Consider the following 19409-nt stretch of genomic DNA (forward strand, 5'->3'; position numbering starts at 1 on the left):
CTGACCGGAGGTATCCCCCATGCCCAAAACACCCGCGTATCTACAGCTCGCAACCATCCTGCGCACCCAAATCCTCAGCGGCGACCTGCCGCCCGGCGCCTGATCCGCACCTACATCAACTCCTGGAACACCGACCCACGACCCTTCACGTGGACCGCGACCGCCGACGAGATCCTGGCCAAGGTCCGACTCACCCAGCTCAACATCAAGAAACTCGTCGCGAACAACTCGAAGTAGATCGACCATCAACAGGAACACCAGCCCGAACTATTTTTTTCCCGGCCGGTTCAGGCACCGTATGCCCATGAGCGAATACACCACAGCGGACCTCACAGTCCTGGAATTCGACAAGTCGGTCCGCCGCCGGCCAGGCATGTACTTCGGGGCCGATCCGCACCTGGCAACCAGCGTCCTAACCGCCGTCGTCATAGCGTCCCTTCACCCGGGCCCGAAAGTCGCGCCCACCGGCCCACCCGACGTCACCGCAGAGATCCTCGATGACCTCGCATTCTCGATAACCGACAACTGGCCGACCGGCCCGGACGGCTCAACCGCCGGCTACTACGGTTCCCTCCTGACCCCCTACCGCTGGGTCCACGCCGCAGCCGCCGCTGTGAGCACCCACACCACGATCGAGACCTGGCACGCAGGCCACGCCCTGCATCAGAACCTCGCCGGCTTACGCCCCACCGGACCACCCCACGATCTCGACACACCACGTGGCACCGGCACCAAACTGACCTACCACCTCGACCCCTCCTGCTTCACACCGTCCACCCTCAACACCCCCACACTCGACCTCCACGCCGAAGGCTGCTGCAACCTCCCTGGCCAGTTCCGTCTCCGCGATAACCGCTCCACCACATCCTGAATTGGGCAACCAACCACATCAACGCCACGTAAAGGCAACAGCATCACAATGCACTAGTGACTCGAACAGGATTGATGACCTCGTACCAGATTACGAGGCCAGACTGCCCAATCCCCCGCGCAGCCATTCCGGGACCGATCTTGGAGATGAGTGCGGTACTGGTGGCATGACGACAGCAACAATAAGTGCAAGCATTTGCCAGGATGACCATCTGCCGGAATTTCCGCATGAATAGTTGGATCATATTCGGGTACTCATGCTCGATCGCTGCGTGAAGTAACACCCAAAGTTAAGCGGCGGAGTACACAGGAAAGGGATCACCCTGATGCCGCAAATTGGGCAGGGTTAGCATGACGAAAAGTCGCAGGACTTTCAGTGCCTTCATTTGTATCACCACACCCGCAACATTTCTCGCAGTCGCAGTAATCGCACTTTCAGTCGGCCTTTCGGGCCTGACACAAGGTTCCACATTCGCCAGCAAGATGATGGGCGCATTTTTTGTTGGCACCGGCATTGCATTGCTGACCGGAGCGATAGCTTCAAGCGCGACGCTGCCTCGCAGTATTCGCCTGGGCGAACTGACAGCGCAACAAATCGCACTATCAGGGTCAGCCCACCGGCAGCTCGCCATTCTGTCTGGCTTCTGCGCGACAACCGTCACCGGCGTGCTGGTACTCGCACAGACTATATCTGGCGACCTTGACGCAAGAGTCTGGGTGGCACTGTTTCTCTTTATCTCATCAACCGTGGCCCTAGCTGTCATCATTGCTTGCCTTAAGCCAAGCTCATTGCTTCCCAGGAAACTGGCCGCAGGGGCAGCGATCTCCAGCCTGCTCGCAATCGGCAACTTTACGTACAGCTCAATCTACCTACCTTACGCCGAAGAGCCACTGGTGAGTGTGTCACCCACGTTCGGTGCGGTGTCCCCGCACCCAACAGGCGATGACCTGATGCTTCCACTCTCGGTGGAATTCAAATTCGGCCGTACCGAAGCAGTGATCATGGTAGCGACCTACATCGTTCTAGGGCGGCGGGCCAAGGTGACAGAACACAAAAGGACTTTGAATGAATTGAGACTTGATCTTTACCAAGGAAGAGATGCATCCACGCGAACAAGCGTCGCGGATTTTGAGTTTATTCAAGGAGGATACCTACTTGGATCTCAATCGCGGTACTCCCGAGGTCTTACCACAAGAGTAGACCGGATTGTTCTTCTACCCACACCTGTCGAATACGATTCGATCGAACTGCGAACGACCGTATCGTATATGCGTGCAGACCGAGCATTCATTGTTGATCCGGATTCGGAAGTGCCAACAAGAGGAGGGCAGAGGCCGCCTGACTGGACAGATATTCCAGAAACGCCATACTACAAGAATTCGCACTGGCGACTGGTGGAGCGGAATGCGTTGAATAGCTTGGTCCGGGATCCGGTGTGGGTTTCTCACTGGTGGGTACTTGGCGCGGAGGGCGGCCCACCCGACCCAACGGAGTATCTAGTCCTCACCCGAAGGAAACCAACCGACCGTTCATCCAAAGACTTCGACGGAGATCCATTCACCACGGAGAGCAAGGAGTCGGAATTCTGGAAGAGGTATGGCGCGTCGGTGGACCGATCAAGGATAACTCTGCTCGCCTCAGCGTTCCCATTGACGCCCAGATGATGATTCGATGGACCTCACCAGGAACGGCGCTCCGTCGATTGAAGGCTGGAGGGCTACGCCGACCACGCAGCACATAGTCAAATCCATAGATCTGCCCTCGCCCACTTGCGGTCGAATCACTCATCCGGAAGGGGCAGGGACGTGATCGTCACTTGCCCGCTAACCTGCGGTCGTGAAGGAAAACCGCGCCGTACTGTTCGATGTCGATGGAACTATCATCGATGCCTTGGAAAATCAACGCCGGGTCTGGTACGCGTGGTCGGCGCATTACGGGCTGAACCCCGAGCAGGTCTACCAAGTCGCCCTGCACACCCGCCCGGTGGATACTTTCGCCGCCGTCGTGCCGCACGCGGACCCAGAGCAGTGCCTCGCGCTTCTTCACCACCTGGAGGACGAGGACGCCCGCGTGGGCATCTACGGCGCCTTCTCGGGCGCCGCAGAACTGTTGGCTGCACTGCCCGAGCGACGCTGGGCGCTGGTCACCAGCAACTACGCCCGGCGGGTACGGATCCGCTTCGCACGGACGGGCCTACGTCTGCCCGAGGTGATCGTGGACGCACCCGCAGCGGCCCACGGCAAGCCACACCCGGCACCATATTTGCTCGCCGCCCACCGCCTCGGGATTCCACCAGACGCTTGCCTCGTCATCGAAGACACAGCTTCCGGTGTCCGTGCCGGTGTCGCCGCCGGCATGACGGTATGGGCGGTCAACACCGCTGTCCCGCTGCCTGGCTGTCATCGCCACTACTCCAGCCTGGAAGCCGCAGCCGACGATATTCGCGGTTACCTCGGCTGAACGCGACCGGCCCCGCACCCGGACATGTCGCGAACGGTGCGGGAACGGGCTGGCTCCACGGGTTGGTCAGCCGGCGAGTTGGTCGCGGCGGCGGGTGAGGTAGGCCCGTTCCGCCGGGTTGCCGGCGAGACCGATGGCCCGGTCGTACGCCACCCGCGACTCGCCGCCGCGCCCGAGTCGCCGCAGCAGGTCGGCGCGCGCGGCGTGGAAGGCGTGGTAGCCGTCGAGGGCCTCGGCGAGCCGGTCGATCTCGGCGAGCCCGACCCCGGGGCCGTCGACTTCGGCGACCGCGACCGCCCGGTTGAGCCGCACGATCGGCGAGGGGTCGAGCAGCACCATGCGGCCGTAGAGGGCGACGATGGTGGACCAGTCGGTGTCCCGGGAGGATGGGGCCTCCGTGTGGACCACGTTGATCGCGGCCTGCAACTGGTAGCGCCCGGGTGGGGCACCGCCGGCCGCCACCGCCCTGATCCGCTCGCGGACGAGGGCTTTGCCTTCGGCGATGAGGGTACGGTCCCATGCGCCACGGTCCTGCTCGTCGAGGGTCACCAGCTCCCCGGCGCGGGACACCCGCGCCGGCCGCCGGGCGTCGGTGAGGAGCATCAGGGCAAGCAGGCCGGCCACCTCGCCGTCGTCCGGTAGGAGAGTTCGGAGCAGGCGGCCGAGGTGGATCGCCTGGTCGGTGAGGTCGACGCGCAGCGGGTCGTTGCCCTCGCCGGCGAGGTAGCCCTCGTTGAAGACGAGGTAGACGACCGCGAGCACGCCGGCGAGCCGCTCGCGGATGTCGTCGGCCGAGGGCACCCGGTAGGGAATGTGCGCCGCCTTGATCTTTGCCTTGGCGCGGGTGATTCTTTGCGCCATCGCGGTCTCCCGCACCAGAAAGGCGCGGGCGATCTCGGCGACGGTGAGGCCCCCGAGCAGGCGCAGGGTGAGCGCCACCCGGGCCTCCATCGCGAGCGCGGGGTGGCAGCAGGTGAAGACCAGTCTGAGCCGGTCGTCCTCGACCGGACCGGTCGGCTCGGGAGGGGTGTCGTCGTACACGATCCGGGCCGCCCGGTGTTTCGCGTCGCGCTGCGACTCGCGACGGATCCAATCGATCGCCTTGCGGGTCGCGGTGGTGGCGAGCCATCCGCCGGGATTCGGCGGTACGCCCTCGCGCGGCCACCGCTCCGCAGCCGCTACGAACGCTTCGGCCGTCGCGTCCTCGGCGATGTCGAGGTCGCCGAAACGGCGGACGAGGCCGGCGACCACCCGCGCCCACTCCTCGTGGTGGACACGGGTGATCGCCTGCTCGACGGTGGGATCAGTCACGGCACCAGCGGCGGTCGGACGGGTTGCTCGGTGTAGACGGACAGCAGGTACCTGGGCACCGCGTTCACTCCTTCCCGGGGCCAAGACGCCTGGCCTCCCCCGGGCCTCGGAACCGGTGCACCTCCTGCGGCCAGTCGAGCACGGTCGCGAGCCGGCCAGCCCAGTATCGCGCCGCCGCGTCGTCGGGCACGTCCACGACAGCGAAGCCGCCGAGGTGCTCCTTGGTTTCGACGTACGGGCCGTCGGTGAAGACGGGCTTGCCGTCGACCAGCTCGACGCTGCACACCACGGTGGACGGGTCGAGCCCGCCGTTGCTGAAGACCAGGACATCCTCGGCCCGCATCTCCTCGATCACGGCCCGGGCGGCTATGCCCTTCTCGCGTATCTCCTCCGCCGTGTGCTCGCGCACCCACTCATCGTTGAAGGCGATCAGATACTCCGTCATGGTCGTCTCCTCTCAGTCCCCGGACAGGGACCTTTCCCGACTTCTCGTGTCCTGCGGCCCAGCGGGCCGCCGCACACTGGTTCCACGAACGGCCACGCCCTGATACGACACCATCTCGGAAAGTCTCTTCCAGGCAGCCCCGGGGCCGACGAATCGTGGGGCTGTCCGGGCGGCTCGGAACCGACCCCGGGCTGCTGTGGCGGCGGGATTGACCCTCAGCGCTGTGGTGGGGCCGACCCGGCCAGTGCCGGCTGGTCCGCGTCCACCGGCCCGCGCCTCGAACGGCGTACCCCGATCACCACCGCGACCAGCACGAACGCGGTCATCGCCAGGGCGCCGGGGAGTTTGGTGAACCGGGCCAGGTTGGTCCCGTCTGGCAGGGTCAGGAACGAGATCAACAGACCGGGTACGAGCAGCCAGCGGTTCGCTGTACCGGCCACGGTGACCGTTGCCGCGAGTACGGCCAGCGGCCAGGTCGCGTACCAGGGGTGGAAGACCGGGGCGAGGGCGACCGTGGCGGCCAACGCCAACCCGGCTCCGCGCACCGGATCGCGGTGCCGGGCCCGCCACCAGAGCACCACCAGGAGTGCGACCAGCACCGCCAACCCGACCAGTCGGGTCACCGGGACCGCGTCCGTACGGGCGCCGAAGAGCCGGGCGGCGTAGTCGACGGTGAGTCCGAACGCGGTCGGCGGTGACGTCCACTGCACCGAGTCGCCGCTGCGGGCGAGCCCGTCCACCCAACCCCAGCCCAGCCCGGAGAACCCGGTCACGGCGAGTACGGCGAACGCCGCCCCTGCCCCCACCGGCACCCCGTCGCGCAGCAGCGTGCGGAGCCGGTACGGGCCGGCTGTCGCGGCGAGCATGGCGAACGGCAGCACCACCCCGGCGGTCGCCTTCACCCCGATCGCGAGCCCGAGCAGCACACCGGCGGCGAACATGGGCACCGGGCGGCTCGGTCGGGCCACGGTGACCAGCAGCCCGGCGGTCACCAGTCCGATCATCAGCGCGTCGTTGTGTGCCCCGGAGACGAGGTGCACCGCGACGAGCGGGCAGCCGAGCAGCAGCCAGAGGGCACGCTGTGGCGGCACCCCCCGGCGGCGGGCCAGGGCGGGCAGGCAGGCGGCGGTGAGGGCGACGCCGAGCAGGGCGTACAGGCGCAGCACGGTCAGGGTGCCGAGCAGGGTTCCGCCGACCACCACCGCCAGCCCGGCGGCGAGCACGAAAACCGGACCGTACGGTGCCGGGGTGTCCTGCCAGGTTGGCGAGACCGAGTCCAGCCACGGGCAGCCCAGCTCACGTACGCCGGTGGTGTACGGGTTGCCGCCGTCGCGCAGCACCGCCCCCTGGCAGGCGTACGAGTAGACGTCGCGGCTGCCCAGCGGCGGCGCGGCGAGCAGCGGCAGCAGCCACAGCCCGGTGGTGACGTACGCCCACCGGGTCGAGGGGACGTGGTCGCGGGCGGCCCACCAGGCACCGGCGAGCAGTGCGGTGCCGAGCAGCCAGCCGGTCAGGACCAGCGGGCCGTGGTCGTCGTGCCAGATGCTCGCCGGGGTGACCCCGGCCCGCCACTGCGGTAGCACCCCGCCGAGCCGGGCCGCGACCGCGAGCAGGATCGCCCCGGCCAGGCCGACGTAGCGGACGATGCGGAGCCGGGGCACGGCGACCATCGTGTCATGTCGCTCGAACTGGCTGGTCGGGGGCGGTGCGGGCGAGGGTGCCATCGGGGGGGATCCTGGGCACGTCGGGAGCCGCGACGGTCAGCAGCGCGGGCCGGGGGTGGTCAGGCTGCTGCCGAGCCGGTGCTCGCCGGGAGCGGCGACCCGGACCACCGTCCAGCCGTCGGAGGTGGGGCGCAGGCAGGCGCCGGGTGGCCCGGTCACCGCCAGGAAGTCCGACCAGCGCACCCGGACCAGCAGGTCACCGGGTACGTCGCTGGCGAAGGTGACCGCCTGCTGGTCGGAACCGACCAGTCGCCCCGGCGCCTCTACCAGGGGCGACGGGTCCGTCACCTGGTAGAGGCGCCAGTTCCGGTCCTGCCACACCTGGCGCAGCTCCGGCAGGCCCGCGCCGACCAGGGCAGCCTCCTGACGGGCGTACCGGTCCGGTGGGCTGTCCGGGGCGAAGGCCACGTAGCTCACCGCGTTGTGGCGCAGCCAGGTGACGTACTCGGCCGGAGTGAGGTCGCCCGCGTAGAAGAGCGGGTTGCGGTCGACGTCGACCTGACGTTCCCAACCACGGGCGAGCGGCACCTCGGGTGCGACGTACGCCGATTCCCAGTGGTCGCGCAGCGGGACCACCTCGATCCGGCCGATCGGGGCGTGCCGGGACAGTTCGGTGACCAGCGGCCGGTAGAACCCGGCCCCGCTCTCGGTCGACCCGGCCCGGGTCAGGTCGCTGACCACCACCGGGTTCTGCCACCAGACGGCGACGACGAGCAGTGGCACCAGCCAGCGCCACCGCAGGTCGGCGAGGGAGGCGATGAGCGGCACCGCGAAGAGCATCGGCAGCCGCAGCGCGTTCGAGCCGATCGGGCTCTCCAGGTAGTAGGCCCCGACCAGCAGCAGCGCGGTGAGCCCGGCACCGACCCGGACCGCCCGCCACCGGCGCGGTACGACCACCAGCACCACCAGCGCCAGCACCACGTTCGTCCGCATCGAGGCGAAGGTGTACGGCTGCACCCCGCCGTTGCCGAAGAGCAGCGCCATCGGGGCCAGCGCGACCGCCGGGGCCAGGCAGAGCACCACCGCACCGACCAGGCGCCCCCCGGCACTCCAGCGCAGCGTCCGCCACCGGCCCGGCCGGCGCGGTTTCTGGAGCACCGGCAGGCGCAGGTTGGCCAGGAGCAGGGCGCCGCCGGTGAGTCCGACGAAGAGCCCCGCCACCGGGCTGGCCCAGGTCGCCAACGCGGCCAGCACCCCGGCCGCCACCAGCCACCAGACCCGCGCGGCCCGTCCCCCGCCGGTCGCCACGACCCAGCCGCCGGGGACCGGCCGTACGGTTGCGGTGGCGGCGACCGCGCAGAGGGCGAGCAGGCCGAAGAGGAGCCCGACAGCGAAGGTGATCCGACCGCTGACCAGGTTGCCGACCAGCACCACGGCCCCGAGCAGCGCACCGAGGACCGGACGTCGGGCGCCGGCCGCGACCAGCAGCCAGGCGAGGGCCAGCGCCGAGCCGACCGCGGCCAGCGCGCCGACGACGCGTACGCCGAGGGTGGCGCCGAGGCCGGCGGTGAGGAGGCTGTAGCCGAACTGGTTGACCCCGCCGTACCAGCCGAGGTCGATCGGGGTGGTGCCGAACCGGTCGACGAAGTTCGCCCGCGCCACCTGGGCGGCCAGGTCGGTGCCCATCGCGGGGGCGAGCAGGAACGCGACCGCCAGCAGCAGCGCCGCCACTGCGGCGACCGGCACCGGCCCGCCGACGGCACGGACTGTGCCGACCCGTGACGGGTGGCGTCGGTCAGGCATCGAGGACGCGCTCCACGGCTGCCCGGGACCGTCGCGCGGTACGCAGGTACTCGTCGAGGAACTCGCCCGGATCACCGGCACCGAGCAGCCGCACCACCCCCGCCAACTCCACCCCGTGCCGGGGTAGCTGGTCGCCGGCCCGGCCCCGGACCAGCATCAGCGCGTTGCGTACCCGGGCGGCGAGGGTCCAGCTCGCGGCCATGACGGCGGCGTCGGCCGCGTCGATCAGATCGGCGTCCCGGGCCGCGGCGAGCGCGTCGAGGGTACGGGTGCCGCGAAGCGTGGGCGTCTCGCCGGCGTGCCGGAGCTGGACCATCTGCACCGCCCACTCGACGTCGGCGAGCCCGCCCCGACCGAGTTTGGTGTGGGTGGCGGGGTCGGCTCCCCGGGGCAGTCGTTCGGTCTCGACCCGGGCCTTGATCCGCCGGATCTCGGTCACCTGTGCCCGGGTCAGTCCGTGTTCCGGGTAACGCACCGGGTCGATCATGAGCTCGAACTCCCGGCCCAGGTCGGCGTCACCGCAGACGTGCCGGGCGCGCAGCAGTGCCTGTGCCTCCCACACCTTCGCCCAGCGGGCGTAGTACTGGGCGTAGGCGGCGAGGCTGCGTACCAGTGGGCCCTGGCGGCCCTCCGGGCGCAGGTCGGCGTCGACGCCGAGCGGCGGGTCGGGAGCGGGCCGGCCGAGCAGCCGGCGCAGCTCCTCGGCGATGGCGTGCGCGGCGGCGCTGGCGGTGCTCTCCGGCACCCCGGGTGGCGGGTCGTAGACGAAGAGCACGTCGGCGTCGGAGAAGTAGTTCTGCTCGTAGCCGCCGAGCCGGCCCATGCCGACGATGGCGAAACGCAGACCGGGCAGCTCCGGTACGGCGGCGCGGGCGACCTGGAGCGCGGCGGCGAGCGTCGCGTCGGTGACCGCGCTCAGCGCCGCCCCGATGACGGTGATGTCGGCCTCGGCGAGTTGCGCCGGTTCGAGCTGTTCGAGCGGGTCGTACTGGGGTGGGGCGAGCGCGCCGGCCCGGTGCAGCACGTCGGCGCAGCCGAGCCGGATCAGCTCGCGGCGACGTAGCGCGCGGACGGCGCTGATCGCGGCGTCCGGGTCGGCCGGGTTCGGTCCCCGTCCGGGCAGGTGCCGGCTGGCGGCGGCGATGAACCCCTCGCGCAGCACGGCCGGGTCACGCGGGGCCAGTTCGGTGTCGTCGGCGAGCAGCCGCAGCGACTCCGGGTCCCGGGCCAGCAGGTCGGCGACGTACCGGGACAGGGCGAGGGTGCGGGCGAGCCGACGGGCGACCGGTCCCTCGTCGCGGAGCAGTCGCAGGTACCAGGGCGTGCTGCCGAGCTTGTCGGAGACCTGGCGGTAGTTGAGCAGTCCCCGGTCCGGCTCGGGGGCGTCGGCGAACTCCTGGAGCAGCACCGGCAGCAGGGTCCGCTGGATCGCGGCGGTGCGACTCACCCCGCCGGTGAGCGCCTGGAGGTGTTGCAGGGCGCGGGCGGGGTCGCGGAAGCCGAGGATCTCCAGCCGGTGCCCGGCCGCCTCCGGGGTCAGCCGCAGCCCGTCGGCGGAGACACGGGCCACCGCCTCCAACAGCGGCCGGTAGAAAATCTTGATGTGCAGCCGGCGTACCTCGTTGGAGTGCGTCACCCAGTCGGCCCGGAACGCCTCGACCGCGTCCCGCTGGGCGGTGGCGGTGTAACCGAGGGCGTGCGCGAGCCACCGCAGCCCCTGCGGCTCGCTCGGCACGGTGTGCGTACGCCGCAGGCCCTGTAGTTGCAGTCGGTGCTCGACGGCGCGGAGGAACCGGTAGCCACGCAGCAGCGACTCCCCGTCGGCCCGCCCGACGTACCCGCCCGCGACCAGTGCCCGCAGCGCCGGGATGGTGCCGCTGGAGCGGAGCGACTCGTCGCCGCGCCCGTGCACCAGTTGCAGCAGTTGGATGGCGAACTCGATGTCCCGCAGGCCGCCCGGACCGCGCTTGATCTCGCGGTCCAGTTCCCGGGCCGGGATGTGGTCGATGATCCGGCGGCGCATCGCCCGTACGTCCTCGACCGCCTCCGGCCGCTCGGCGGCGGTCCAGACCAGCGGTGCGAGCTGGTCGATCCACTCCTGGGCCAGCTCCAGGTCACCGGCGGCCGGACGGGCCTTCAGCAGCGCCTGGAACTCCCAGGTGCGGGCCCAGCGCCGGTAGTAGGCGAGGTGGCTGGCGAGGGTCCGGACCAGCGGTCCACGGCTGCCCTCGGGGCGCAGGGCGGCGTCGACCGGCCAGGCGACCAGGCCGCAGATGTGGATCAGCCGGGTGGCGATCGTGGTCGCCGGACCGAGATCGTCGTCGGTGGCGGCGACGAAGATGACGTCGACGTCCGAGACGTAGTTCAGCTCCTCGCCCCCGCACTTGCCCATCGCCACCACGGCGAGCCTCGGCACCGGCGTACCGGCGGGCAGTTCGGTGACGGCGATGTCGTACGCGGCGCCCAGGGTGGCGTCGGCGAGTCCGGAGAGCGCCGCCATGGTCTGTTCCAGGCTCTGCCCACCGGTCAGGTCGGCCGCCGCGATCCGCAGCAGTGCCAGCCGGTACGCCCGACGCAGCGCGGCCACCACCGGCAGCGGCGGCAGCACCGGCGGTTCCAGCACCGGAGAGTTCCGACTGCCCATCGGCCGGACCAGGGTGGCCTCGTCCCCGGCTCCCCGGGACGCGCCGGCCCGGTTCCCGTTGCGGCCGTCCGCCCGGTTGGCGTCGCCGCCCAGGCCGTCGCAGAGGGTGCCGTCGGCACGCGGCGGAAGCCCGTCGGCGCCGGTGACCAGCACCCGCCACTGGTCCGGGTTCGCCACCAGGTGGTCGCCGAGCGCGGACGACGCCCCGAGTACGGCCACCAGCCGGCGGCGCAGCCCCGGGTCGGTGTGCAACGCGCTCAGCAGCACCGATCCGGGGCCGGTGTCCGGGGCGGCGACCCGCCGCTCCGCCTCGACCAGGCGGTGGAGCTGACGCAGCGCGAGATCGGCGTCGGCGGCCCGGGAGAGGGCGTTGATCAGATCCGCCGCCGGGCCGTCGGTCGGCTCCTGGGCGGTGCTGTCCCAGAGCCCGAGCCCGGTCGACCCGAGCAGGTCCGCCGCGCGGGAGCCGTGGTCGCCGTCGGCCGCGCCGAAGCCGTACCGGGCGAGGCGGGCGTGCGCGCTGGTCGGTCTGGTCACCGCGGCTCCTGCGACCCGAGCAACGGCAGGTCACGACGGGATGGCGGTACGTCCAGGTCGCCCTGGGCCAGGGCGGCGAAGCGGATCGCGAACGGCTGCCAGACCTCCTCGACGTCGGCCAGCACCGCGTCGGCGGCGGCGACGACGGCGTCCGGGTCGTAGCCCAGTTCGTCGAGGATCGCCGAGTCGGTCGCCCAGCCCGCGATCATGTCGGTGTCGGGCTCGATGTGGAACTGCAACCCCCAGGCCCGGTCGCCGAGCCGGAACGCCTGGTGCGGGTAGCGGGTCGAGGCGGCGAGCAGCACCGCCCCCCGGGGCAGTTCGGTGATCTCGTCCTCGTGCCACTGCAACACGTCGGGAATCAACGGAACCCACTTGAACAGCGGGTCGCCGTCGGCGGCGTCACGCTTGCCGACCACACCCGGTCCCACCTCCGGCCCGGACTCGCTGCGCGCCACGGTGCCGGCGTGGGCGGTGGCGAGCAGTTGCGCGCCCAGGCAGATCGCCAGGGTCGGCAGCCGGTGCCGTACCGCCTTGCGTAGCAGCCCTTCGAGCTGCGGGAACCAGGGCGCGTCCGGACTGCCGTCGGGCAGCGGGTACGCCTGCTGCCGTCCGCCGAGCACCACCAGCGCCTCGAACCCGGTCAACTCCTCGGGCAGGGCGTCACCGGCGTGCGGCCGGAGTACGTGCAGGTCGAGACCGGCCTCGGTGAGCCACTCCCCCAGCCGACGGAGATCGTCCGTCGGGTCATTCTCGATCACCAGCGCGGTTGCCACGACGTCGAGGCTATCCGGTGGCCAAAGATGATCCGGATAGGCTGGCACCCCGTGACCGACACCCGACCCGTGACCGCCGTACCGGTGGCCCAGGCGCAGCCCGTACGTCCGGCCGCCCTGCGCCCCGGCGACCAGGTGATGCTGGTCTCGCCTTCCGGTCCGACCAGGCCGGAGCGGTTGGCCCGGGGCCTCGAACTGCTCGCCGGTTGGGGATTGCGTCCGGTGCTGGCCCCGAACGCGTACGCCCGCCAGGGTTACCTGGCCGGCTCGGACGAGCTGCGTGCCGCCGACGTCAACGCCGCCTTCGCCGACCCGGAGGTACGCGGGATCGTCTGCACCCGGGGCGGCTACGGCGCGCAGCGGATGGTCGACGCGATCGACATGGCGGCGGTCCGGGCGGATCCGAAGGTGGTGGTCGGCTTCTCCGACATCACCGCCTTGCAGTTCGCGCTCTGGCGCGGTGCCCGCCTCGCCACCGTGCACGGTCCGGGGGCCGCCTGGCTGGACACGCGCCTCCCGGAGCACTCGGCCGAATCACTGCGCGGGGCGCTGATGACCACGGAGGCGGTGACCGTCAGCCGTTTGGCCACCGAGGAGACCGCGCCGGTGGTGGTGCCCGGGGTGGCGACCGGACCGCTGATCGGCGGCAACCTCTGCCTGATCGTGTCGTCGCTCGGCACCCACGACATGCCCGACCTGACCGGGTCGATCCTGCTGATCGAGGATGTCGGGGAGCAGCCGTACAAGGTGGACCGGATGCTGACCCAGTTGCGGCGGACCGGGGTGCTGGCCGAGGTGGCCGGGGTGGCGGTGGGTCAGTTCACGAACTGCGCGGACAACTGGGCGGTGAGCGTCGCCGACGTGCTCGCCGACCGCCTCGGCGACCTGGGTGTGCCGGTCCTCGGCGGGCTACCGATCGGTCACGGGGAGGGCCAGCTCACCGTGGGTGTGGGTACGTCGGCCACCCTCGACGCCACCGCCGGCACCCTGACCGTCTCTCCCGCCGTCGCCTGACGGCCGTTTCCACGTCCCGGCCACACACCTGTCGCCGCGTGGGGATCCCCCGGACGCGACCAGTCGCCGCGTACCGTTCATGCCCGAATTTCGGTTTTCGCGCCTGATTCACAGCCCTCACATAGGTTCGGCACGGTCTTCGTTCAGCTCGACCGGTGACGGTGGGCGGGTCAGATTCGCAGAGCGAAACGGGGGTTTCGATGTTGAGGAACATCTCCAGGAAGACCGCGCTCGGTGGGCTCGCCGCCGCCGGCGCACTAGCGGTGGGCATCGCCGTACCGACCGTCGCCTTCGCCGACGACCCGGCCACCCCGACACCGTCGTCGTCGACCGCGACCACCGCGCCCGCCCCTGCTGCCGGTGACAAGGGCGGTGAGCAGGGACGCCCCGAGCGCGGGGCGGCGTTCGCCGAGGCGCTGGCGAAGGAACTGGGCATCACTCCGGACAAGGTGACCGCGGCGCTGGACAAGCTGCGCGAGCAGCACAAGCCCGACGGCAAGCCGCCGGCGGGCCAGGCCGACGACCGGAGGGCCGACTGGAAGGCCAACCTCGCCGACCGGCTGGACCAGGCGGTCAAGGACGGCAAGCTCACCCAGGAACAGGCGGACGCCATCAAGGCGGCCTTCGACGCCGGCGTCCTGCCCGGCGGACTCGCCGGCCACTGGCGCGGCGGCCCCGGCGGTGCTGCCGGCCAGTCGAAGTAACCGACGACCGGGTTTGCCGCCCGGGGCGGTCGGGCACCTGTACCTCGGCCCGGGAGCAGCGCCCCGATGTTGCTCCCGGGCCGCCCACCTTCGTCCTTTTCGGCTGAATCTGCCCTGACCAGATCTCCTGATCAGGGCAGTTGGACCGGGTACGCCCCGGGCGCGTACGGCATCGAACTGGCCTGGGTCGACGGGGTGTCCCGCCGCTCGGCCTGGGCGAAACCGGCCGACCGGGTGTTCTCCCGGGGCCAGCCACCGGCCTCGTGGAACAGGCGCAGCGCGGTCGCCACCACCTCGCCCAACGGCTCGTGCGCCTCGATGTCGATGCTCGTCCCGGGCGTCTCGATCCGGACCTTCGTCGGACCGGGTCTGGTGGTCACCGCCACCGTCGACGCGTCGGTGGTCACCGCGACCGTGGGGGCGTCGCTGGTCACCGCCACCACCGGAGTCTCGGCGGTGGTGACCACCGTGCCCGTGGTCGTGGTCACCACCGTGGACGCGTCACCGGTCACGGTCGGGGGCTTGGGCTGCGCGGGAACGCTCGTCACGGCACCATTCTCGCGCCACGGGGCACCGTCGCGCCACGCCCCGAGCGCACCGCGTCGAAAACCCCTCCCGGGTTCAGAGCGCCCCGAGGTAACGCCTGCGCTCGTACGGGGTGACCTCGCGGCGGTACTGCTCCCACTCGGCCCGCTTGTTGCGCAGGAAGAAGTCGAAGACGTGCTCGCCGAGCACCTCGGCGACCAGCTCCGAACCGGCCATCACGTCGATCGCCTCGGCCAGGTTCTCCGGCAGCGCCTCGTACCCCATGGCCTTGCGCTCGGCGTTGGAGAGCGACCAGACGTCGTCCTCGGCCCCCGGCGGCAGTTCGTAGCCCTCCTCGATGCCCTTGAGCCCGGCACCGAGCAGCACCGCGAAGGCCAGGTACGGGTTGGCCGCCGAGTCGAGCGAGCGCACCTCCACCCGGGCCGAGTTCGGCTTGCCGTACGCCGGCACGCGAACCAGCGCGGAGCGGTTCAGGTGCCCCCAGCAGACATACGCCGGGGACTCGGTGATCCGGTCCGGCAGGGCCTGCGGGAAGAGCCGCTTGTACGAGTTGACCCACTGGTTGGTGACCGCGGTGTATTCGCGGGCGTGCACCAGCAGCCCGGCGATGAAGGCGCGGGCCACCTTGGAGAGCTTCGACGGGTCGCCGCCGTCGTGGAAGGCGTTGCGCTCCCCCTCGAACAGGGACAGGTGGGTGTGCATCCCGCTGCCCGGCTGGTCGGTGAAGGGCTTCGGCATGAAGCTGGCCTGGACCCCGGTGGAGAGCGCCACCTCCTTGATGACGTGCCGGAACGTCATGATGTTGTCGGCCGTGGTGAGCGCGTCCGCGTAGCGCAGGTCGATCTCCTGCTGGCCCGGGGCGACCTCGTGGTGGCTGAACTCGACCGAGATGCCGATCCGCTCCAGCGAGAGCACCGCCTGGCGGCGGAAGTCGCGGGCGACGGCGTGGGTGGTGTGCTCGAAGTAGCCACCGGCGTCGACCGGGACCGGCACCGACCCGTCGTTCGGGCCGTTCTCAAGCAGGAAGAACTCGATTTCGGGGTGGGTGTAGAAGGTGAAGCCCTTCTCGGCGGCCCGGGAGAGCGCACGCCGCAGGACGTGGCGCGGGTCGGCCCAGGAGGGGGTGCCGTCGGGGAGCAGGATGTCGCAGAACATGCGGGCGCTCTCGCCGCTGACCCCACCCTCGAACGGGAAGACCTGGAACGTGGTCGGGTCGGGCATGGCGACCATGTCGGACTCGAAGACCCGGGCGAAGCCCTCGATCGCGGAGCCGTCGAACCCGATGCCTTCCTCGAACGCGGCCTCAAGTTCGGCCGGCGCGACCGAGACACTCTTCAACGTGCCGAGCACGTCGGTGAACCACAACCGGACGAAACGGATGTCGCGCTCTTCTAGGGTGCGGAGCACGAACTCCTGCTGACGGTCCACTTCAACCCCTCGTGACACTCCTGCTCGACCCGGCCAGCCATTCCCCGACCTAGCGGCCCAGTCTTACCCGACCTCGTTACGTCGACGTTACGTGATCTCGGTCGCGTCCGGTGCGTCGGGACGGGCGCTGTCCCGTTCGTCCCGCGTCGGTGGTTAGGAAGGGCCCCTTCCTCTACCGAATCCGATAACAGGGGGCCCTTCCTTACCTCGCTTCACCCCGGTGCGAGCAAGGCCGACGACGGCGCGGCAAGATGAGGACATGCCCACCCTGCGCCTCGCCCTCGCCCAGGTGAACCCCACCGTCGGAGACCTCGCCGGCAACGCCGCGACGGTACGCCGCACCAGCCGTACCGCAGCGTCGGCCGGCGCGCAGGTGGTCGCCTTCCCGGAGATGATGCTCACCGGATATCCGGTCGAGGACCTGGTGTTCCGCAAGTCCTTCGTGACCGCGTCCCAGGCCGCGCTCCGGCAACTCGCCGCCGACCTGGACAGCGACGGCCTCGGCGACCTGCCGGTGCTCCTCGGTTACCTGGACTCGGACGAGTTCGGCGAGACCGCGGACGGCGGGACGACGCAACACGACCAGGCGAGCACCGGCGCCGGACCGACCCGGACCCGGGGACCGCGCAACGCGCTCGCCGTACTGCACCGGGGCGCGGTGGTCGCCACCTACTTCAAGCACCATCTGCCGAACTACGGCGTCTTCGACGAGGACCGCTACTTCCTGCCCGGCGACACGCTCACCGTGGTCCGGCTCGGTGGGGTCGACGTCGGCCTCACCATCTGCGAGGACCTGTGGCAGGCCGGGGGCCCGTTCGCGGTCGCCCGACAGGCCGGGGTCGGCCTGGTCGTGAACATCAACGGCTCGCCGTACGAGCGGAACAAGGACGACGTACGGCTGCCGCTGGTCCGGCGCCGGGCCGCCGAGGCGGGCGCCACGGTGGCGTACGTCAACATGGTCGGCGGCCAGGACGAACTGGTCTTCGACGGCGACTCGATGGTCGTCGCCGCAGACGGCACGCTGCTGGCCCGCGCCCCGCAGTTCGTCGAGCACCTGCTCGTACACGACCTGGAACTGCCGGCTGCGGACGCGGACGCGCCGACCGCCGACCGGACCAGTGCCGCCAGCACCGGCGCCGCGACCGGCAGCGGAACCGCCGGCGAGGTGGTGACCGCGGTCGAGACCGCCGACGAGGTGCTGGCCGGGAACCGGTACGCCGAGGACGGCGGTCGGACCACGATGCGGATCGCCCGGGTGATGGTGGGCGACCCGCTGCCCGCCCCCGCCGGACCGGCGGCCGAGGCGGGGATCGCCGAACGGATCGTCGACGAGGCGGAGGTCTGGTCGGCGTTGGTGTTGGGGTTGCGCGACTACGTCAACAAGAACGGCTTCCCGTCGGTCATCCTCGGCCTCTCCGGCGGCATCGACTCCGCGGTGGTTGCGGCGATCGCGGTCGACGCGCTCGGCCCGGACCGGGTGGTCGGGGTGTCGCTACCGAGTCAGCACTCCTCCGGACACTCCCGCGACGACGCCGCCGACCTGGCCAAACGGACCGGGCTGGACCTCCGGAGCGAACCGATCCAGCCGATGGTCGACGCGTTCCTCTCCCACATGTCCCTCTCCGGGCTCACGGTCGAGAACCTCCAGGCGCGGGTCCGGGGGGTGGTGCTGATGGCACTGTCGAACCAGGAGGGGCACCTCGTCCTCACCACCGGCAACAAGAGCGAACTGGCCGTCGGTTACTCCACCCTCTACGGCGACTCGGTCGGTGGCTTCAACCCGATCAAGGATGTCTGGAAATCCCTGGTCTGGCGCTTGGCGAAGTGGCGCAACGCGGACGCGGTCACGCGCGGCGAACAGCCCCCGATCCCGGAGAACTCGATCCAGAAGCCGCCGAGCGCCGAACTGAGCCCGGGGCAACTCGACAGCGACTCGCTGCCGGACTACTCGGTGCTCGACCCGATCCTGGTCGGCTACGTCGACGAGGACCAGGGCCGGGAGGACCTGATCGCGTCCGGGCACGACCCGGAGATGCTGGACCGGGTGCTGCGGATGGTGGATACCGCCGAGTACAAGCGCCGGCAGGCGGCGCCCGGACCCAAAATCTCCATCAAGGCGTTCGGCCGGGACCGCCGGCTGCCGATCACCAACCGGTGGCGGGAGCGCGGCGGAATCGGGTGAGCGGTGTGAAATCCTCCACTGCACTCTGACCCGGCCCCACATCGCGGTGCGACGATCGACGCGGACCCGGGGACCGCGAGCGCGGCCTCGAGGCGAGAGGAGTCGTGATGTCCGAAACAGGAGCCACCCCGACACCGGAGACCAGCGTCACCATCCCGGCGGGTGATCCGGCGGCGAACGAGGTGACCGCGTTGTACGGGGGCCCCGCCAGCCGGCGCGTCCGTACCCGTGACCTGGTCACCGCCCGCGAGCGCGGCGAACGCTGGGCGATGCTCACCTCGTACGACCAGTACACCGCGTCGATCTTCGACCAGGCCGGTATCCCGGTGCTGCTGGTCGGCGACTCGGCGGCGAACAACGTCTTCGGTTACGAGACGACCGTGCCGGTGACCGTGGACGAACTGCTGCCACTGGTCCGGGCGGTGGTCCGGGCGACCCGGTACGCGCTGGTCGTCGCCGACCTGCCGTTCGGCTCGTACGAGGAGGGGCCGACGCAGGCGCTGCGTACCGCGGTGCGGTTCATGAAGGAGGGCGGCTGCCACGCAGTGAAGCTGGAGGGCGGCCGGCGCGTCGCCGCCCAGATCGCCGCGTTGACCACCGCCGGCATCCCGGTGATGGGGCACATCGGTTTCACCCCGCAGAGCGAGCACACCATTGGCGGCTACCGGGTGCAGGGACGTGGCGACGCCGCCGACGAGGTGCTGGCCGACGCGCGTGCGGTGGCCGAGGCGGGGGCCTTCTCGGTGGTGCTGGAGATGGTGCCGGGTGTGGTCGCCAAACGGGTGACCCACGAGGTGGGCATTCCGACGATCGGCATCGGCGCCGGCCCCGACACCGACGCCCAGGTGCTGGTCTGGCAGGACATGGCCGGTCTGCGTACGGGCAGGGCGCCCCGGTTCGTGAAGCGGTACGCCGACCTCTCCGGGGTGCTCACCTCGGCGACCCAGCGGTTCGCCGCCGAGGTACGCGGCGGCGAGTTCCCCGGCACCGAACACACCTTCTAGTCCGGCCGCCCGGGGGTGTG

General features: G+C 70.4%; 15 protein-coding genes. 7 read left to right on the top strand and 8 right to left on the bottom strand.

Annotated elements, in window-relative coordinates; all coding sequences use genetic code 11:
• Nucleotides 1-304: 304 nt before the first annotated feature.
• From ACIBF5_RS02185 to ACIBF5_RS02195, 3 genes are all read left to right on the top strand, one after another.
• Nucleotides 305-871, top strand: a complete 567-nt coding sequence (locus ACIBF5_RS02185) for a hypothetical protein (RefSeq protein WP_396807178.1) — start codon at nt 305-307, stop codon at nt 869-871.
• Between the two features lie 350 nt (nt 872-1221).
• Nucleotides 1222-2535 carry a hypothetical protein gene (locus ACIBF5_RS02190; protein WP_396807179.1) on the top strand — a complete coding sequence of 438 codons (1314 nt, stop codon included), beginning with the start codon at nt 1222-1224 and terminating at the stop codon, nt 2533-2535.
• Between the two features lie 172 nt (nt 2536-2707).
• Nucleotides 2708-3331, top strand: a complete 624-nt coding sequence (locus ACIBF5_RS02195; protein WP_396807181.1) for an HAD family hydrolase — start codon at nt 2708-2710, stop codon at nt 3329-3331.
• 66 nt (nt 3332-3397) lie between these two features.
• On the opposite strand, the gene ACIBF5_RS02200 is transcribed toward ACIBF5_RS02195, so the two are convergent.
• The 6 genes from ACIBF5_RS02200 to ACIBF5_RS02225 form a co-directional block, all read right to left on the bottom strand.
• Nucleotides 3398-4642 (bottom strand): RNA polymerase sigma factor, encoded by a 1245-nt coding sequence (locus ACIBF5_RS02200; RefSeq protein ID WP_396807183.1) that lies wholly within the window; start codon nt 4640-4642, stop codon nt 3398-3400.
• Nucleotides 4643-4706: 64 nt separating this feature from the next.
• Nucleotides 4707-5087, bottom strand: a complete 381-nt coding sequence (locus tag ACIBF5_RS02205) for a YciI family protein (protein ID WP_396807185.1) — start codon at nt 5085-5087, stop codon at nt 4707-4709.
• A 215-nt stretch (nt 5088-5302) separates the two neighbouring features.
• Nucleotides 5303-6811 carry a polyprenol phosphomannose-dependent alpha 1,6 mannosyltransferase MptB gene (gene mptB, locus ACIBF5_RS02210; RefSeq protein WP_396807187.1) on the bottom strand — a complete coding sequence of 503 codons (1509 nt, stop codon included), beginning with the start codon at nt 6809-6811 and terminating at the stop codon, nt 5303-5305.
• Between the two features lie 36 nt (nt 6812-6847).
• Nucleotides 6848-8554: a hypothetical protein gene (locus tag ACIBF5_RS02215; RefSeq protein ID WP_396807189.1), complete on the bottom strand. Its 1707-nt coding sequence runs from the start codon at nt 8552-8554 to the stop codon at nt 6848-6850.
• Nucleotides 8547-11735 (bottom strand): bifunctional [glutamine synthetase] adenylyltransferase/[glutamine synthetase]-adenylyl-L-tyrosine phosphorylase, encoded by a 3189-nt coding sequence (locus ACIBF5_RS02220; protein ID WP_396807191.1) that lies wholly within the window; start codon nt 11733-11735, stop codon nt 8547-8549. Before ACIBF5_RS02220 ends, ACIBF5_RS02215 begins: the two co-directional genes overlap by 8 nt.
• The gene (locus tag ACIBF5_RS02225) at nt 11732-12511 is read right to left on the bottom strand and encodes a type 1 glutamine amidotransferase (RefSeq protein WP_396807193.1); all 780 of its coding nucleotides are present in this window, start codon (nt 12509-12511) and stop codon (nt 11732-11734) included. The genes ACIBF5_RS02220 and ACIBF5_RS02225 overlap by 4 nt, the downstream gene beginning before the upstream one ends.
• 138 nt (nt 12512-12649) lie before the next feature.
• Here ACIBF5_RS02225 and ACIBF5_RS02230 point away from each other — a divergent pair, with 138 nt between their 5' ends.
• Nucleotides 12650-13525 (top strand): LD-carboxypeptidase, encoded by an 876-nt coding sequence (locus ACIBF5_RS02230; RefSeq protein WP_396807376.1) that lies wholly within the window; start codon nt 12650-12652, stop codon nt 13523-13525.
• A gap of 200 nt (nt 13526-13725) precedes the next feature.
• A complete protein-coding gene (locus tag ACIBF5_RS02235) occupies nt 13726-14229 on the top strand; it encodes a hypothetical protein (RefSeq protein WP_396807195.1) in 504 nt (167 codons plus the stop codon).
• Nucleotides 14230-14360: 131 nt separating this feature from the next.
• Here the strand turns inward: ACIBF5_RS02235 and ACIBF5_RS02240 are convergent, their stop codons facing one another.
• Both ACIBF5_RS02240 and glnA read right to left on the bottom strand, forming a co-directional pair.
• Nucleotides 14361-14777 carry a hypothetical protein gene (locus ACIBF5_RS02240; protein ID WP_396807197.1) on the bottom strand — a complete coding sequence of 139 codons (417 nt, stop codon included), beginning with the start codon at nt 14775-14777 and terminating at the stop codon, nt 14361-14363.
• Nucleotides 14778-14850: 73 nt separating this feature from the next.
• Nucleotides 14851-16203, bottom strand: coding sequence for a type I glutamate--ammonia ligase (gene glnA, locus ACIBF5_RS02245; RefSeq protein WP_396807198.1), 1353 nt, complete (start codon nt 16201-16203; stop codon nt 14851-14853).
• Between the two features lie 259 nt (nt 16204-16462).
• On the opposite strand from glnA, the gene ACIBF5_RS02250 reads away from it, so the two are divergent.
• Together ACIBF5_RS02250 and panB are read left to right on the top strand one after the other, a co-directional pair.
• Nucleotides 16463-18385 (top strand): NAD+ synthase, encoded by a 1923-nt coding sequence (locus ACIBF5_RS02250; RefSeq protein ID WP_396807199.1) that lies wholly within the window; start codon nt 16463-16465, stop codon nt 18383-18385.
• 107 nt (nt 18386-18492) lie between these two features.
• Nucleotides 18493-19389 (top strand): 3-methyl-2-oxobutanoate hydroxymethyltransferase, encoded by an 897-nt coding sequence (gene panB / locus ACIBF5_RS02255; RefSeq protein WP_396807201.1) that lies wholly within the window; start codon nt 18493-18495, stop codon nt 19387-19389.
• Nucleotides 19390-19409: the final 20 nt, after the last annotated feature.

The sequence above is a fragment of the Micromonospora sp. NPDC050417 genome, assembly GCF_044458865.1.
Classification (GTDB): Bacteria; Actinomycetota; Actinomycetes; order Mycobacteriales; family Micromonosporaceae; genus Micromonospora_G.

Coding starts and splice junctions, on each gene's coding strand:
- ACIBF5_RS02215 (WP_396807189.1), bottom strand. CDS start 8,554: ATGCCTGACCGACGCCACCCGTCACGGGTCGGCACAGTCCGTGCCGTC.
- ACIBF5_RS02235 (WP_396807195.1), top strand. CDS start 13,726: ATGTTGAGGAACATCTCCAGGAAGACCGCGCTCGGTGGGCTCGCCGCC.
- mptB (WP_396807187.1), bottom strand. CDS start 6,811: ATGGCACCCTCGCCCGCACCGCCCCCGACCAGCCAGTTCGAGCGACAT.
- ACIBF5_RS02185 (WP_396807178.1), top strand. CDS start 305: ATGAGCGAATACACCACAGCGGACCTCACAGTCCTGGAATTCGACAAG.
- ACIBF5_RS02230 (WP_396807376.1), top strand. CDS start 12,650: ATGCTGGTCTCGCCTTCCGGTCCGACCAGGCCGGAGCGGTTGGCCCGG.
- ACIBF5_RS02205 (WP_396807185.1), bottom strand. CDS start 5,087: ATGACGGAGTATCTGATCGCCTTCAACGATGAGTGGGTGCGCGAGCAC.
- panB (WP_396807201.1), top strand. CDS start 18,493: ATGTCCGAAACAGGAGCCACCCCGACACCGGAGACCAGCGTCACCATC.
- ACIBF5_RS02190 (WP_396807179.1), top strand. CDS start 1,222: ATGACGAAAAGTCGCAGGACTTTCAGTGCCTTCATTTGTATCACCACA.
- ACIBF5_RS02250 (WP_396807199.1), top strand. CDS start 16,463: ATGCCCACCCTGCGCCTCGCCCTCGCCCAGGTGAACCCCACCGTCGGA.